Below are 14,857 nucleotides of genomic sequence, written 5' to 3'. Positions count from 1 at the left end.
GTCCCGGCCGGGACCCCCCTTGCCATCAGGCTCTTCCGGCCCGGCCCGGCCCTTCCTTCGACAACACCACCCGGGGACCGGCAGCCTCAGTTAGGCTTCAAGCATGACGGGCACATCAGTGCGAACGTTGCTGAATTTCTCTGCCTAGATCAGTCCAGCGAGCCTATTCAGCCGGGCCAATCGAAGGAGCACATGGGCCTTGACCGGAAACTTGGGTGCCCCGGCAGTGTGGCCGCGGCCACCGGAACTTCCTGCGCCGGTATTCTCCGACCAGCGGTGGCTCGACGCAGTCTTCCTCCACTGGCGCATCACGGAGGAAGAGGCAGCAACTTTCATGCCCGATGGCGTCCGGCCGGACGTGTTCGACGGCAGTTCGTGGGTGGGCCTGATCGGTTTCCGCATGGAACAGGCGGGACTTGGACGCGGGCCGGGCATTCCCTATCTGGGGAGCTTCAACGAGGTCAACGTTCGGCTGTATTCGCGGGAACCAAATGGGACCCGCGGCGTAGTGTTCCTGAGCCTGGATGCGAACCGGCTGCCCGTCGTTCTGGCAACGCGAGCGGTGGGAATTCCCTACGTGTGGTCCCGTATCCGGCAAAGGCCGCCTTTTCCCGGCAGTAGCGTCGTCCGGCGCCAGCATGGCCACAGCGAGGTCGAGGCCGCCGCGATCACTGATGAATTTCCTGTGGGCTACTCCGTGCGCCGGTTCGGCAGCGCGGCGGCACGCAGCGACTTCACGGTGGTTCCCAGACTCCGCGCCGCCGCCGGCGATCCCCTGTCAGTCTTTCTGACCGCCAGGTTCGGCATGCATGGGCACTTCTTCGGAAGGACGGCCTTCATACCGAACACGCACCAAGCGTGGCCACTGTTCGGAGCTAATGTCCACCAGCTCAGCGACGGACTCATCAAAGCTGCCGGCATCAGTGTGGGCGGGCCGCCCGAGTCTGTCCTCTACTCGCCTGGAGTCCGGACCAGATTCGGCAGGCCACGCCTGGTCTGCGCCAGCGCCACCGGCTAAACCTCACGATCCGGCTGATGCAAACCTTTAGACGTCCTGCCAGCCCTGGCCTTCGCTGAAAGTACTCACCAGCGTGCCCACCCCCGCCTGCAGGGAGTTCGACGGGTCGAAGTACAAGGATGCCTCCGAGGCGCGGCTGTGGGTGATCAGCTGCTCAGCCTCGAGCTTCGCCTCGGGCACGGTAGCTCCGATAATTGCCGTACGGGCCGGGAGCTCGGGCGTGTGCACCACGTCGGCGCCGGTCTGGGTCAGCGGAACCGTGGTGCCGGTGTTGATCTCGTCGTGCGGGAACTCGAACTCGGCATCACCGGGAGCGGCAGGAACTGTGTACTCCAGGAAATAAGTCATACTCCACCCTTGCAGAAAAGCCGCCACTGCCAAAAGCCCTGATGGACTACTTGCCCAGGCCGGCCTTCCTGAGCGCCTCCGCCATTGCCGTGTTGACGGGCTGGGCTACAGGAGTGGGACGGCCACCACCCGCGGTCCTGCCTGACGGCTGATTCCCTGGCTGTTGCCGGTCCGGGCGTCCGCTGCGCTCACCCTTGCCGCCGCCCACTCCCCGGCGGTTGTCGTTCCCGCCCGGTCTCCCTGCCCCGGGCTTCGCCGAGCCGCTCCGCCCGGAACCTGCACCGCCGCTGGCCGGTTCGTCGTCGAGCCTTAGGGTCAACGAAATCCGCTTCCGCTCAGGATCAGCTTCCAGGACCTTGACCTTGACCACCTGGCCGGACTTCACCACCTCGCGCGGATCGGACACAAAGCGGTTGGCCAGGGCGGAGACGTGGACCAGGCCGTCCTGGTGGACTCCGATGTCCACGAAGGCACCAAACGCCGCAACGTTGGTCACGGTTCCTTCGAGAATCATGCCCGGCAACAGGTCAGCGATCTTTTCGATCCCCTCCGAGAAGGTGGCGGCGGCAAAGGCGGGCCGGGGGTCGCGCCCCGGTTTGTCCAGCTCAGCCAAGATGTCCCTGACCGTCGGCAGACCGAAGGTATCGTCAACGAACTTCTGTGGGTCCAGGGACGACGCCGGGGCCGCGCCCGCGGCCTTCAAAACCTTGCGCGCGACGGCGTATGCCTCCGGGTGCACGCTCGACGCGTCCAACGGCTCGGCTCCTCCGGAGATCCTCAGGAAGCCGGCACACTGTTCGAAGGCCTTCGCGCCCAGCCGCGGTACCTTCTTGAGGTCGGTGCGCTTGTTGAAGGGTCCGTGCTCGTTCCGGTAGGCCACAATGTTTTCGCTCAGCAAAGGACCGACGCCGGCCACCCGGCTCAGCAGCGCGGGCGAGGCGGTGTTGACGTCAACACCCACGGCGTTGACGCAGTCCTCCACGACGGCGTCCAGGCTGCGGTCCAGCTTCGACGCCGTCACGTCGTGCTGGTACTGGCCCACGCCGATGGATTTGGGGTCGATCTTCACGAGTTCGGCCAGCGGATCCTGCAGCCGCCGGGCAATGGAAACGGCGCCCCGGAGCGAAACGTCCATTCCCGGCAGTTCCGCGGCGGCGAGCGCGGAAGCAGAGTAGACGGACGCGCCAGCCTCGGACACCACGAGTTTCTGCGGTTTCCGGTCCACGTCCGGGAGGAGCTTGATCAGTTCGGCAGCCAATTTGTCCGTCTCGCGGGACGCCGTGCCGTTGCCGATGGCTACGAGTTCGACGGCGTGCTGCCGCGCCAACCGCACCAGGGTGGCCAGGGCGTCGTCCCACCTGCGTGCCGGGGCGTGCGGGTAGACCGTGTCTGTGGCCACCACCTTGCCGGTGCCGTCCACCACTGCGACCTTGACGCCCGTGCGCAGTCCGGGATCCAGCCCCAGCGTGGCGCGGTTTCCAGCAGGGGCGGCCAGCAGGACGTCGCGGAGGTTTGCCGCGAACACCCTGACCGCTTCGTCTTCTGCCGCCGCGAATAACCTTGCCCGAAGATCAGAGGTGAGGCGGGACAGCACGCGGGAGCGCCATGCCACCTGCGCGGTCTGCAGCAGCCAGGCGTCGGCGGGGCGGCCGCGGTCAGCGACCCCGAGGAACCTGGCCACGGCGGACTCGTAGCGGGCGCGGGCGGCGGTGAGGGCGGCGTCGTCCGATGGATCGGCTTCGGCGAGGTCCAGCTCAAGGATGCCGTCCTTCTCCCCGCGGAACAGCGCGAGGACCCGGTGGGATGGCATCCTGTCCGGCGCCTGGGCGAACTCAAAGTAGTCCGCAAATTTCTGGCCTTCTGCCTCTTTGCCCTTCTTGACGCGGGACACCATCCGGCCCTGGACCCACAGCCGGTCCCGCAAATTTGCTGCGAGGTCGGGATCCTGGGCCACCCTTTCCACCAGGATGGAGCGTGCACCTGCGAGCGCGGCGGCGGCGTCATCAACGGAATGCGCGCTGTTGAGGTACTTCGCGGCCTCGCGGTCGGGATCCAGGTCCGGCCGCTTCAAGAGTGTGTCCGCGAGCGGCTCCAGGCCTGCTTCCCGGGCGATCTGGGCCTTCGTCCGCCGCTTGGACTTGAACGGCAGGTAGATGTCCTCAAGCCGCGACTTGATGTCCGCCGCCAGGATTGCCTTGCGCAGTTCCGGCGTCAGCTGGCCTTGCGCTTCGATCGCGTCGAGGACGGCACGACGGCGGTCCGCCAGCTCCCGGAGGTAGCGGAGCCGTTCGTCGAGGTCGCGGAGTTGGGTGTCGTCCAGCGTCCCGGTGGCTTCCTTGCGGTACCGGGCGATGAACGGAACTGTCGAGCCGCCGTCGAGCAATTCAACTGCAGCCTTCACTTGCCAGGCCTTGACCCCCAGCTCAGCAGCGATCTGGGCAAAGAGTTCGTCCTCCCCTGATGCGCTGGGGCGGACGGAAGCGGCGGAAGGTCCTGGCATTTGGGTCACCAGAACATCTTGCCTTACCGGCCTGCGGGGCTCCACCGCCGCCGTACTCGCTGAGGCGCCATCGGGAAAAGCAGGTATTCCCCTGGGACGCGCAAAGTGCTGTAGTGGACTAGCCATCACTGGCACCCATGCTCGAGGAAGAGGCCACCATGCGGGAATTGCTGGTTGTGTTTCAGGACGGGTTCGACGAAGCGAACGTCACCGTGACCGTGAACGGGAAGGCTGTGCGCAGGGATGTGGGGATTTCCACGAATCCGCTTCTCGGCATCGCGTCAGAGGTCTCGGTAGAGCTGCCGGCCAAGGGTGCCCAGGTGGGCGTTGAGGTCACCAACCGTGGGCTGAAAGCCATCACCAAGGTCAGCGGCAGGCCCAAGAGTGTGCTGGTGTCCATCGAGGACGGGCGCTTGGTGATGAAGGAAGGGACCGGCCGGGAAGCCGTGCTCTAGCGCTTTTTCCTTGCGGCAAAACTGGCTCTGGTAAGAGTCCATTCGTTGGAGTAGCATCTGATCACCGCCGGCATCCGATGGAGTCCGGCGGGCCACATAATTCTTCAGCCGTGAGGTCGTCGGATGACCTTCCGGTGTTGCTGCCCGGGACCAGCACCCCAGACAGCCAACGACGGCGGCACCCATGATGGGTGCCGCCGTCGTCGTTTTGTTCAGCTCGGCCGATCCGCCGCTCAGCCCTGGTAGGCCGGGTAATCCGTGTAACCGGTGGCGCCTTCGGCGTAGAAGGTGGAGGCGTCGGGCTCGTTCAGCGGAAGGCTTTCCTTCCAGCGGCGGGCAAGGTCCGGGTTGGCGATCGCGGGGCGGCCCACCACCACGGCGTCCGCATGGCCCTCAGCCACCAGGCTCACGGCTTCTTCCCGGGTGGTGACCACGCCGAAGCCTGTGTTCACCAGGAAGGTGCCGCCGAAGCGTACGCGAAGGTCCTGGACAAGTTCGCCGGCAGGTTCGTGGTGCAGGATGCTCAGGTAGGCGAGGTTGAGCGGCGCAATGCTGTCCACGAGGACTTCGTACGTAGCACGAACATCCGCGGCGTCGGTCTCGGCAATGCCCTGGACATTGTGCTCCGGGGAAATGCGCAGCCCCACCCGGTTTGCGCCGAGGGCGGCAACCACTGCGTTGACCGTTTCGATCACAAAACGGGCGCGGTTCTCGGGTGATCCGCCGTAGCTGTCGGTCCGGATGTTGGAATTTGGCGCCAGGAACTCGTGCAGGAGGTAACCGTTGGCCGAGTGCAGTTCCACACCGTCGAACCCTGCCTCAATTGCGTTCAGGGAGGCGTTGACGATCTCCTGGATGACGACGGGGAGTTCGTCGGTGGTCAGTGCCTGCGGCACCGGGTAGGGCTTCTTGCCGGCCGGCGTCCGGACGTCGCCGTCAATCGCTACTGCACTGGGGGCGACGATGGGCAGACCGCCGGTGATGTCAGGGTGCGAAACCCGGCCGCCGTGCATGATCTGGGCGAACATGCGCCCGCCTTCGGCGTGGACGGCATCCGTAACCTTTTTCCACCCTGCAACCTGCTCCTGGGTGACGATGCCCGGCTGGCCGGGATAGGCCTGTCCTGCGGGAGTGGGGTAGGTGCCCTCGCTGACGATGAGGCCAAGGGACGCGCGCTGGCGGTAGTGCTCGACGACGAGCGGGCCCGGGATGCCTTCCTGACCGGCGCGGAGGCGGGTCAGGGGTGCCATCACCAGCCGGTTGGGAAGTTCAAGTTCGCCGAGGGTGAGTGGGGAAAACAGCATGCGCAGTTCCTTTCGAAGGCTGAAGACGTACTGCCTTTGCCAACTGTGGGGCGCGTGCAACTATTCCGGACTTTCGCGGGTGCGATAGGGATCACAGCCAGTTCTGCCCTGCTTTTGAACCTACCGTGGTGCTTCGGCACCCGGACAGCCCTGCCCCTGGGGATTGGCGTTGCAGTCGTCGGCGTAGTTGCGGGTGAGCGAGCGCCAGACGCTGATCCCTTGCGGGGGCGCGCTGAACTGGCCCTGGCCGGGTATCGGAAGGGGTGGACCGGAGTTCACCGAATAGGTGCCTTGGAACGAGGTTGTCAGCACCACCTGGAAATCGCCGGTGGATGCGTAGGCGTGGCTGGTCCGGGTCTTCTCGCCCCACCTGTCCTGTGGCAAGGCGCCGCCCATTGACGGCTGGGGGCCGAAAACCGTGCCGTCCCCGTAGTTCCAGGTGTATTGGACGGGTGTCGCCACCACGTGTACCTGTTGGCCGAACATGGTGATGTCGAACTGCTGTTCAATGGCTTCCGCGTAAAAGTTCGTCTCCGCGCCCCGGAGGGTATTGGGGCTGGGCTGCGCCACAACCTTCCCGGCGTTGACCGGCAGGTTCTGGAACTGGCGCTGGATATCGGCGGCGATCCGGGGCAGGAGGTCCTCGGGCTTCGGGTCGTAAAGGCAGGTGGGTCCTGAGTGATGCGCCCAAACCGCGCCGGGCACGCCCCGCGGCCGCGACAGCCACACGACCGGAATGCCCTTGGCACCGTCCTCCCGGTCCTTGCAGTCGAGCTGGCGGGCAAGGCAAGGGGTGTCAAAGTCTCCTCCGCCGAGGTGGCATTGGAGCTCGTACTTGTACTCGTTGGGGTCGGTGCTTACAGTCCCAGGTTCAGGTGGAGACATATGACCGGTGACTGGATCCTTAGTCCAACTGTCAACGTCTATTCCCACCTCACCGAAATCAGCTTCAAGACCGTCATCCGCAAATCCTGGGGGCACGAGCCCGGCGTTCAAAACCACCAATATGATCAGGAACGAAACAATGCTTCGCGAGCTTAATCGAAGCATCAGCGTAAGGGATGCAGATCGTTGACGCGCCAGGCGCCAGCCTCGAAGTTGGCCAACAGTACGTTGCCCGTGTTCGAACCGTTACTGGCAGTTCTAAACTCCCTGCCGCCGGGCTCGTAGTAACTGATAGGACTCTGCAGGACCTGCAAAATGACTTGGAAGTTTCCATCAGCAGATCTCTCAAACGTAGTCGTCCTGACGGGAATCGTGATCTTCCCACCCGACAGCCAGCGATTCCCTTGATAGTTGGTAATCAGAGAAGTGCTTAGTTTCGAGCAATAGTCACAGCCTGGCGAGGTTACTGACTCTAGGCCCGCCACATCACCAGTCTGGTAAGCGTAATTGAGTAGTTCAAACCAATAGGCAGTAAACGCCTCTAGTCCTTCCCTCGTTTCTGTCTTGGCTACTTCCGGCAGCACGGGAACCGGCACGTTTTGGGCGGGGCCGGACGCGTCGGCTGGCTTATAGACGGCGCTGGGTGTGGGGATGGGAGTCGGCGTGGTGCTGGCTGTGGGCGTCTCGGCCGCCACGGGCGACGAAGTGCCGCCCGGCCCCGGAGAGCCCCCGGAATTGCAGCCGGACAGAGCCAGTGAAAGACCAATAACAAGGGCTGCTGCCCCGGACCGCACAGCGCGGGACGTAAAGAAGTTCTGTGATGTCATGGGCCGCTGTACCCCCAGTAAATTTCAAGACGGCTTGCTCCGGACAGTGAGTTAAGGGTAGCCCACGTCACAATTCGGCGACCGAACTTATCCACAGGCGGACCCGGTTCCGTTTCTACCATCCGGAATGCGACAGAAGAAGTCATAAAGGAAGCCGGCACACCACGTGCACCGGCTTCCTTTTTGTAATGACCGCCAGAACTAAAGCGCCTATTTTCCGGCTGGGAGCACCAACTCCCCTGTCTTGTCCGTCGACAAGGCGAGCGAAGAAACGTACTGGATACCGCCGTCGGGAGCGTCCTGCGCGGAACGCACCATGTCCGGCCGCTCGAATTCCAACCCCGTCACGTGGCATAGGAGCTTGGCGTCGCTCGGGTTCCCATCGGCGTCGAACATGGGCAGATCAATGCCGTCTTCGGTGCGGCGAAGATAAAACCTGCCGCGGGTCAGCACAGCGAGAACCGGCGGCAGGACCAGCGCCAGGCCAACCGCGAAAATGGGCGAGTACGGCTGGATTGCGGCACCGAACGCACCAAAGAACACGGCAATGGAAATTCCTGCGGACACCAGCATGGACACGAATCCGACCGGGTTCACGGCGTACAGCATGCCGCGGCGGAACTCCGGCACCTTCGGCGAGATCTTCAGCAGGTACTTGTTGATGGCGATATCGGACGCCACCGTGACCACCCAGGCCATGGCGCAGTTGGCGTAGAAACCGAGGATGGTATTGAGGAAATCGAACATGTTCGCTTCCATCAGAACCAGCGCAATCAGCAGGTTCACCACGACGAACACCATCCGGCCCGGGTACGTCTTAGTGATGCGCGTGAACGAGTTGGTCCACGCCAGGGAGCCCGAATATGCGTTGGTGACGTTGATCTTGATCTGCGAGATGACCACCAGCACCACGGCCAGCGTCATGGCCAGCCAGGCCGGCATCATCTCCTGGTAGACGCCCAGGAACTGGTGCACGGGCTCATTGGCCGTGGCAGAGGCGGCGGGGTCCAGTGTGGCGATCAGGTAGATGGCGATAAACAGTCCCACAATCTGCTTGATCGCCCCAAAGATCACCCAGCCCGGCCCGGCAAGGATCACCGCACGCCACCAGGCTCCCTTGTTGGCCTCGGTACGCGGCGGCATGAACCGGAGGTAGTCGATCTGCTCGGCGATCTGCGCCATCAGGGACAGGCACACTCCGGCTGCGAGCATCACGGACGCCAGGTTCGGTCCGCCATCGCCGGACGCACCCGTGTACGCAAAGAAGCTGTCGATGCTCTCCGGATGGGACATCAGCAGGTAGCCCACGGGAACCACCATCAGCAGCAGCCACAGCGGAGTGGTCCACACTTGAAGTTTGGCCAGGGTGTTCATCCCATAAATCACCAACGGGATGATGATCACGGTGGAGGCGGCATACCCCAGCCACTGCGGGACGCCGAGCCCGAGCTCCAGGCCCTGCGCCATGATGGAGCCCTCCAGCGCAAAGAAGATGAAGGTGAAGGTCGCGAAAATAACGTTCGTGACCACCGATCCGTAGTAGCCAAAGCCGGAACCGCGGGTGATCAGGTCCAGGTCGATGTTGTACCGGGCCGCGTAGTAGGCCAAGGGGAATCCGGTGGCGAAGATGACGACGGCTGCGACCAGGATCCCCAGGATCGCGTTGACAGTGCCGTACGAGATCCCGATGTTCGCGCCGATCGAGAAGTCCGCCAGGTAGGCGATGCCGCCCAGCGCGCTCGTTGCCACCACTCCTGCACTCCACTTGCGGTAGGAGCGCGGCGCGAACCGCAGCGTGTAGTCCTCCAGGCTTTCCTTGGTGGCGTTCAGCGCCGCGGTGTTGCCTGCCGTCGGGGTTGCCGGGGAATGTCCGACGACGGCGGCAACGGATGGTGCCGCCGGTTCCAGTAATTGCGTTGTGTCTGTGTCGTTGCCCATTAGGTGCGTCGCTTTCGTTTGCGTTTAGCCATCACGGCCCTGCGTGCGACGCTATCCAGCAGGAAAGACAGTCCGGTCACAAGCCTGTTTCGGAAGTGTTAAGCCTTGACGGACCTGTCACAAACAGGCGGAGATGGGTACAAAGCCTCTGGCGCATTTCTACTGCGAGTAGAACAATGGCCGCATGATGTTTGAACACGCGGACGGCAATCCCGTCCTGGAACTCGATGACGAGCAGTCCTGGCGCCTGCTGGCGGCAACGCAGCACGGGCGGCTGGTGGTTTCTGTTGCGGGGGAACCGGACATTTTCCCGGTGAATTACGTGACCTCAAACCGGAAGGTCTACCTGCGCACGGCGCCGGGAAACAAACTCGCGCAACTGACCATCAACGCCCAGGTGCTGTTCGAGACCGACGGCATCCTCTCGCAGGAGGCCTGGTCGGTTGTCCTGAGGGGCACAGCGCGGGTGCTCAGCAATTCGGATGAGCTCGCAGCCATTGAGGAGCTTGGCCTGAAGACCTGGGTTCCAACACTCAAGGACTTCTACGTGGAGATCGAACCGAAGTCCGTCAGTGGCCGGCACTTCGTGTTCGGCGAACAGCCGGAACGGGAGATCTAACCGCTCCTAGACTGGAAGGATGGCGGACAGGTCCACTGCAGACAAGCTCACCCCCGAGCAGCGCAGCTGGAACATGTCCCGGATCCGCGGCAAGAACACCAAACCCGAGCTTCTGGTCCGCAGGTTGCTGCACGCCAAGGGCTATCGGTACCGCCTGCACGGCAGGTCCGGCGGCACCAAACTTCCGGGAAATCCGGATCTCGTCTTCGCCGCCCGGCACAAGGTGATCTTCGTCAACGGCTGCTTCTGGCATTTCCATGACTGCAGGGTGGGCCTGCACGCTCCGAAAACCAACGCCGAGTTCTGGGCCGCCAAACGCATCCGGACGCGAGAGCGCGACGAAGGTCAGCGCCGGCAGTTGGAAGACGCCGGCTGGGAAGTGCTGACAGTCTGGGAGTGCGAGCTGAAGGACCGTTCAGCCCTCGAAACCCAGTTGGTGAACTTCCTGGACGCCGGCGGCTGACGCAGGAATTCTTGAGGAAATCTTAAGCCGCTGCCAGCACTGTCCTTGATCCTGGCGAGGCAGGATGAACGGGTTGCCGCGATCAGGCAGCACGCCACTGACAGTTTCGGAGCGGCTATCCCCTATCCCCTAGCTTCTCCGGGCCAACAGGGCGGACTTGAAGGCGGATGCCGACGAGTCACTGCTGTTGATGCGCCAGTCCGTTTCCTTCTGCAGATGGAACCAGACGAAGCCCATCACGTCCGGCTGCGCGGCCAGATAAGACACGAGGTCCGTGTTCCAGGCGGCTTTGGAACCACCCAACTCACTGGACGCTGTCTCCGCGATCAGGACGGGTTTTCCGGGTGCCAGGGTGCGGAGCTGGGAGATGCCGGGGCCAAGGAGATCCACCGGGGAAACCCAGCTGCTCCAGGTTTGGGACGTGCCCCAGTTGTAGCCGTCCAGCGCCACGATGTCCACGTAACCTGCCCCCGGGTACAGGCCGGCCAGGTCGGTCGAGCCCCAGTAGGGCACGTTCGGGGACCAAACCCACTGGACATTGGCGGCACCCGTCGCGGCGACAACGTCGTGCACATGACGCCAAGCGGCCACATAGTCTCCGGGCTGGTTGCCGTTGACGCCCTCGGCCCACGGGTACCAGTTGCCGTTCATCTCGTGCGCAAAGCGCAGCATGACCGGCTTGCCCCAGGCCGCCAGCGACTGGCCCCACTGGGTGATATTTGCGTCGAAGTCACCGGCAGCCACCCGGTCAAGCGAATAGGCCGGCTGTTCCACCCCGCCGCCCCAAGCCCACGGCTCCCAGGTCACCAGGGGCGTGGCACCCCGCGAGCGCACCGCATCCATCTCGGTGATTGGCGGAGACTGCAGGAAATCCTTGTAGATCATGACCATCGAGGGACTTTCCCCGGCCAGGGTGGCCACCTCGTCAAGCTCGGTGCCGGCCAGCGCTCCCCCGGCGGTTGCCACTCCGAAGCGCAAGGGAGCCGTGCTGACTGTGGGCGGCTGCGGGGCGGGCGCTGGTGCTGGAGCCGGGGCAGCCTGAACCACGAAAATCGCGGAAGCCTTGATGGACGAGGTCTTGGCAGTGATGGTGAGGTTTCCGGTTGACGCCGCTGGAATGGTGATCCCCGTACTGAAAGCACCCGTCGATGTGGTCTGGAACGCGAAGGTCGTGGAACCCACAATCACTGTCCCGGTAGTGGAGACCTTGAACCCTGTTCCGGTAACGGTCACCGCGGAACCGGCCGGACCGGAAGCCGGGTTGAGCATAACTTGAGGTGAAGTGGCTGCGCTGGCCGGCTGGATTATGGACACGGCCAAACCAGCCACGATTAAGAGCGCGGCAAATAAGGTCCTGAGCGTTCGGAACACGGCAATCTATCCCCAGATTGAAGGCGGTTTTGGGCCGCTGTTGACGTCAATGCGGAAAGCACTGGCCTTGATCCTATGGGCAGCAAACCGCACTCCCATCAAGAAAACCACAATTCTTGCCGAGTCTTCTGCAAGGTAAAGGGAACGGTCCTAACCTGAAAAAAGACGAAGCACCTCCGCATTACCACCCTGTTTTCCGAGTCAGCAATTCCAGCAGAAAGGAGTGTCATGAGCACTTCAGATGATGCGCCCAGGCCGCTGGTAGACCAGTCCGTCCTGGACCGGCTGCGGGAAGAGCTTGAGGAGGAAGAAGGCTACAGCAGGGTCTTCGTGGGGAACTTCATCGAGTACCTGCCACAACGGCTGGCCCGTTTGCGGCTTGCCCTGACCACCGGAGACCTCGACGGATCGATGGATGCCGTCCTCAGCTTGAAGACCTCAAGCCAGATGGTTGGAGCCGAGCGGCTGGCGGGGCTTGCCCTGGAACTGGAGAACGAGATCCGGGCCGAGGCGCGACACGCTGACATGACGGTGGCATTGCCCAGGCTGGCAGCCGCGTACCTGCGGCCCATCACCCAGTGCAGCAGGCAAACCACGCACCGGCTGCAGGCTCAGTGCTGCCCGGGCGCCAAGCGATAACCCACTCCGCGGACTGTTTGCAGCCACCGCGGCTGCTGCGGCGAGTCGCCCAGCTTTTTGCGCAGGTTTCCCATGTGGACCTCGACGGAACGTTCGTCGGCCTCGCTGATGTAACTGCCGACGTCGTAATCCTCATCCCGAAGCCTGCGCACCAGGTCGGACTTGGTCCGGACCGTCCGGCCGGCTTCCAGGAGCGCGTACAGGAGTTCGAACTCCGTTCGGGTCAGGTTCATCTCTTTGCCGTCGACGGCCACCGTGCGGGACGCGTAGCTGAGTTCCAGCCCGTTGTGGCTGAAGTTTCCACGCTCGGGGTGGGCGGTTCCGTCTTGGGAAGCATCCACCGTTACCTCGCCGGGCTCGGGAACGGAGCGTGGCCGCCGCATCATGGCCGCGACGCGGGCGCGCAATTCGCGCGGCCGGAACGGTTTGGTGAGGTAGTCGTCCGCACCCGACTCGAGCCCGATCAGGGTGTCCAGTTCCTCGGTGCGGGCCGTGAGCATCACGATGTAGGCATCCGAAAACTCGCGGATCTGCCGCGACACCTCGAATCCGTCGATGTCCGGCAACCCCAGGTCCAGGGTGATGACGTCAGGATTCAGGCTCTTTGCCATCAGGACGCCCTCCGCGCCGCCGCTGGCGACCGAGACGTCGAATCCAGCCTGGGTCAGCACAGTGCGAACCAGTTCCCGAATGTCGTGGTCATCCTCGATGACCAGACCCACACGTGCCTCACTCATAGAGCCCCCTCAGTGCCAACGTCAGAAGTATAGCTGGCTGCGGATATCCTGCTGGTATGGCCCTGCAAACCCCCACATCCGCGTCTTCCACCCCATGAGCGACCCCACAGCCTGGTCCTCCGGACGGCTGCGGTTTTTCAAGCGGCCCTTTCACGAGTACCGGCTGACGGACCGGGTGGCCATGAGCCAGATGCCGTTGTTCGTGACCACCATCCTGACGGCCCTGCTGGTCTGGGCGTTCTTCCCGGACACCATGGACAACCCCCTTTTCGTCACGTTCCTCATCTCCCAGCTGGCGATCATGGCGCTGTGCTACCTCATCCCCTGGGAGCGCCTGCCCTACACCAGCTTCCTGGCCATCCCCCTGCTGGACTTCATCTCGATCGCCGCCGGCCGGGAGGGCGGACAGGAAAGCCTCGCGGGTATCAGCCTGCTGGCCGTGTTCCCGGTCATCTGGCTCTGCGCGTCGGGCTACTACCCGCGGGCCGCCTTGTGGCTCTCCTTCCTGGGACCGCTGGCCATTATCTGGGTGCCGTTGCTCCTGAAGGGAAACTACACGCCACAGGACTTTGCCCGGTCGCTCCTGCTGCCGGTCATGATGCTGGGCATTGGCGTCTCAGTGAGCGTCCTGACCCTGAGCATGATGCGCCAGCAGACGCAGCTGGAGGAAAAAGACGAGCAGCTGCGGGCCAACCTGCGCATCAGCAAGCGCCAGGAGGCCCTGTTAAACACCGTGCTGGAAACCGTGCACCTGGGCGTCCTTGCCGTCGACGCCGACGGCCACGACGTCCTGATGAACCGGAAACAGCGCGCCAACCATGAACTGGCCAGGCCAAAGAATATCGCGGACCCCAACGAGTCACAGCTGCTGGTCTTCGGCCCTGACCGCAAGACGCTGGTCGCCGTGGAGGAGCGGCCGGTCCGCCGGGCCGTCCTGGGGGAAACCTTCACCGATTACCTCGTCTGGCTGGGCGAGGGGAAAGAACAGCGGGCCTTTGTCACGACGGCACGCGCCATGAAGGATTCCGATGGCAACCTCGGCGGCTCTGTCATCGTCTTCAGCGACGTCACGGACCTGGTGAACGCGCTCACCGCCAAGGACGACTTCGTCTCCAGCGTCTCCCACGAATTCCGCACGCCATTGACCTCCATCCTCGGGTACGTGGAGATCCTGCTGGCCGATGAGCTGGAAGGGCCGCAGCGCGAGATGCTGGAGATCATCCGCCGGAACTCCGAGCGGCTCCTGACCCTGGTGTCGGACCTGCTGTCCAGCAGGAACGGCCAGTTGATCGTCACGCCCCACGCCGTCGATGTGGCCGAACTCGTGCGCAGCAGCGTCTCCTCCGCGATGCCGCGGGCCGCCGCCGCCGGCGTCGAACTGCGGGCCGAAACCCCGGAGCGCCTGGAAGCTCACGTGGACAGCGCCCGGATCTCCCAGGTCCTGGACAACCTGGTGTCCAATGCCATCAAGTACTCCCCGGACGGCGGCGAGGTGGTGGTGTCGCTGGCGCAGGAGGACGGCCACGTGGCCTGCCGCGTCACCGACACCGGCATGGGGATGAGCCCGGAGGACGCCTCCGAAGTGTTCGCCAAGTTCTTCCGCACCAGCAGCGTCCGCCGCACCGCCATCCCCGGCGTGGGCCTGGGCCTGCCCATCAGCAAGGCGATCGTCGAGGCACATGGCGGCACCATCGGCGTCGACAGCACGCTGGGTGAAGGGACCACCTTCATGTTCCGGGTGCCGGTGTAGCGG

The 14,857-nt window shown here is 63.9% G+C and carries 14 protein-coding genes; 6 read left to right on the top strand and 8 right to left on the bottom strand.

Translation table 11 applies throughout. The features are described 5' to 3' along the window. Positions 1-199 precede the first annotated feature (199 nt). A complete protein-coding gene (locus LDO14_RS04540) occupies positions 200-1,018 on the top strand; it encodes a DUF2071 domain-containing protein (protein ID WP_223993952.1) in 819 nt (272 codons plus the stop codon). A gap of 27 nt (positions 1,019-1,045) precedes the next feature. Here LDO14_RS04540 and LDO14_RS04535 read toward each other — a convergent pair whose 3' ends face one another. Then, a complete protein-coding gene (locus LDO14_RS04535) occupies positions 1,046-1,366 on the bottom strand; it encodes a hypothetical protein (RefSeq protein WP_018769623.1) in 321 nt (106 codons plus the stop codon). Positions 1,367-1,412: 46 nt separating this feature from the next. After that, positions 1,413-3,866, bottom strand: a complete 2,454-nt coding sequence (locus LDO14_RS04530) for a Tex family protein (RefSeq protein ID WP_223995119.1) — start codon at positions 3,864-3,866, stop codon at positions 1,413-1,415. 137 nt (positions 3,867-4,003) lie between these two features. Here LDO14_RS04530 and LDO14_RS04525 point away from each other — a divergent pair, with 137 nt between their 5' ends. Beyond that, the gene (locus LDO14_RS04525) at positions 4,004-4,321 is read left to right on the top strand and encodes a hypothetical protein (RefSeq protein ID WP_018769621.1); all 318 of its coding nucleotides are present in this window, start codon (positions 4,004-4,006) and stop codon (positions 4,319-4,321) included. A gap of 233 nt (positions 4,322-4,554) precedes the next feature. Here the strand turns inward: LDO14_RS04525 and LDO14_RS04520 are convergent, their stop codons facing one another. The 4 genes from LDO14_RS04520 to LDO14_RS04505 all read right to left on the bottom strand — a co-directional run bounded on the left by LDO14_RS04520 (position 4,555) and on the right by LDO14_RS04505 (position 9,275). Next, entirely contained in the window at positions 4,555-5,625 is a 1,071-nt protein-coding gene (locus tag LDO14_RS04520) for an alkene reductase (RefSeq protein ID WP_134165609.1), read from the bottom strand. Between the two features lie 120 nt (positions 5,626-5,745). After that, positions 5,746-6,510, bottom strand: coding sequence for a hypothetical protein (locus tag LDO14_RS04515; RefSeq protein WP_223993951.1), 765 nt, complete (start codon positions 6,508-6,510; stop codon positions 5,746-5,748). Between the two features lie 164 nt (positions 6,511-6,674). Next, positions 6,675-7,337, bottom strand: a complete 663-nt coding sequence (locus LDO14_RS04510; protein ID WP_223993950.1) for a DUF6318 family protein — start codon at positions 7,335-7,337, stop codon at positions 6,675-6,677. Between the two features lie 210 nt (positions 7,338-7,547). Continuing rightward, a complete protein-coding gene (locus LDO14_RS04505) occupies positions 7,548-9,275 on the bottom strand; it encodes a hypothetical protein (protein ID WP_223993949.1) in 1,728 nt (575 codons plus the stop codon). Positions 9,276-9,459: 184 nt separating this feature from the next. Between LDO14_RS04505 and LDO14_RS04500 the strand changes: the two genes are divergently transcribed. Then, complete coding sequence (locus tag LDO14_RS04500; protein ID WP_026265824.1) at positions 9,460-9,894, top strand: pyridoxamine 5'-phosphate oxidase family protein; 435 nt, start codon at positions 9,460-9,462, stop codon at positions 9,892-9,894. A gap of 19 nt (positions 9,895-9,913) precedes the next feature. Then, positions 9,914-10,357 carry a very short patch repair endonuclease gene (locus LDO14_RS04495; RefSeq protein ID WP_223993948.1) on the top strand — a complete coding sequence of 148 codons (444 nt, stop codon included), beginning with the start codon at positions 9,914-9,916 and terminating at the stop codon, positions 10,355-10,357. Between the two features lie 129 nt (positions 10,358-10,486). On the opposite strand, the gene LDO14_RS04490 is transcribed toward LDO14_RS04495, so the two are convergent. Then, positions 10,487-11,626 (bottom strand): glycosyl hydrolase, encoded by a 1,140-nt coding sequence (locus LDO14_RS04490; protein ID WP_223993946.1) that lies wholly within the window; start codon positions 11,624-11,626, stop codon positions 10,487-10,489. 330 nt (positions 11,627-11,956) lie between these two features. Here LDO14_RS04490 and LDO14_RS04485 point away from each other — a divergent pair, with 330 nt between their 5' ends. Continuing rightward, positions 11,957-12,367 carry an Hpt domain-containing protein gene (locus tag LDO14_RS04485; RefSeq protein WP_018769614.1) on the top strand — a complete coding sequence of 137 codons (411 nt, stop codon included), beginning with the start codon at positions 11,957-11,959 and terminating at the stop codon, positions 12,365-12,367. Here LDO14_RS04485 and LDO14_RS04480 read toward each other — a convergent pair. Continuing rightward, positions 12,340-13,104 (bottom strand): response regulator transcription factor, encoded by a 765-nt coding sequence (locus tag LDO14_RS04480; protein ID WP_186447835.1) that lies wholly within the window; start codon positions 13,102-13,104, stop codon positions 12,340-12,342. The two genes, LDO14_RS04485 and LDO14_RS04480, sit on opposite strands and share 28 nt — an antisense overlap. A gap of 94 nt (positions 13,105-13,198) precedes the next feature. Between LDO14_RS04480 and LDO14_RS04475 the strand changes: the two genes are divergently transcribed. After that, entirely contained in the window at positions 13,199-14,854 is a 1,656-nt protein-coding gene (locus LDO14_RS04475) for a PAS domain-containing sensor histidine kinase (RefSeq protein WP_223993944.1), read from the top strand. The last annotated feature ends 3 nt before the right edge of the window (positions 14,855-14,857 follow it).

Source organism: Arthrobacter sp. NicSoilB11, from assembly GCF_019977375.1.
GTDB lineage: Bacteria > Actinomycetota > Actinomycetes > Actinomycetales > Micrococcaceae > Arthrobacter.
This window is presented reverse-complemented; position numbering and strand designations above follow the sequence as displayed.

Excerpts from the sequence above, each read along its gene's own strand:
- LDO14_RS04475 (WP_223993944.1), top strand. The coding sequence starts at position 13,199 with ATGAGCGACCCCACAGCCTGGTCCTCCGGACGGCTGCGGTTTTTCAAG.
- LDO14_RS04510 (WP_223993950.1), bottom strand. The coding sequence starts at position 7,337 with ATGACATCACAGAACTTCTTTACGTCCCGCGCTGTGCGGTCCGGGGCA.
- LDO14_RS04535 (WP_018769623.1), bottom strand. The coding sequence starts at position 1,366 with ATGACTTATTTCCTGGAGTACACAGTTCCTGCCGCTCCCGGTGATGCC.
- LDO14_RS04480 (WP_186447835.1), bottom strand. The coding sequence starts at position 13,104 with ATGAGTGAGGCACGTGTGGGTCTGGTCATCGAGGATGACCACGACATT.
- LDO14_RS04515 (WP_223993951.1), bottom strand. The coding sequence starts at position 6,510 with ATGTCTCCACCTGAACCTGGGACTGTAAGCACCGACCCCAACGAGTAC.
- LDO14_RS04495 (WP_223993948.1), top strand. The coding sequence starts at position 9,914 with ATGGCGGACAGGTCCACTGCAGACAAGCTCACCCCCGAGCAGCGCAGC.
- LDO14_RS04490 (WP_223993946.1), bottom strand. The coding sequence starts at position 11,626 with ATGCTCAACCCGGCTTCCGGTCCGGCCGGTTCCGCGGTGACCGTTACC.
- LDO14_RS04505 (WP_223993949.1), bottom strand. The coding sequence starts at position 9,275 with ATGGGCAACGACACAGACACAACGCAATTACTGGAACCGGCGGCACCA.
- LDO14_RS04520 (WP_134165609.1), bottom strand. The coding sequence starts at position 5,625 with ATGCTGTTTTCCCCACTCACCCTCGGCGAACTTGAACTTCCCAACCGG.
- LDO14_RS04525 (WP_018769621.1), top strand. The coding sequence starts at position 4,004 with ATGCTCGAGGAAGAGGCCACCATGCGGGAATTGCTGGTTGTGTTTCAG.
- LDO14_RS04500 (WP_026265824.1), top strand. The coding sequence starts at position 9,460 with ATGATGTTTGAACACGCGGACGGCAATCCCGTCCTGGAACTCGATGAC.
- LDO14_RS04530 (WP_223995119.1), bottom strand. The coding sequence starts at position 3,866 with ATGCCAGGACCTTCCGCCGCTTCCGTCCGCCCCAGCGCATCAGGGGAG.
- LDO14_RS04485 (WP_018769614.1), top strand. The coding sequence starts at position 11,957 with ATGAGCACTTCAGATGATGCGCCCAGGCCGCTGGTAGACCAGTCCGTC.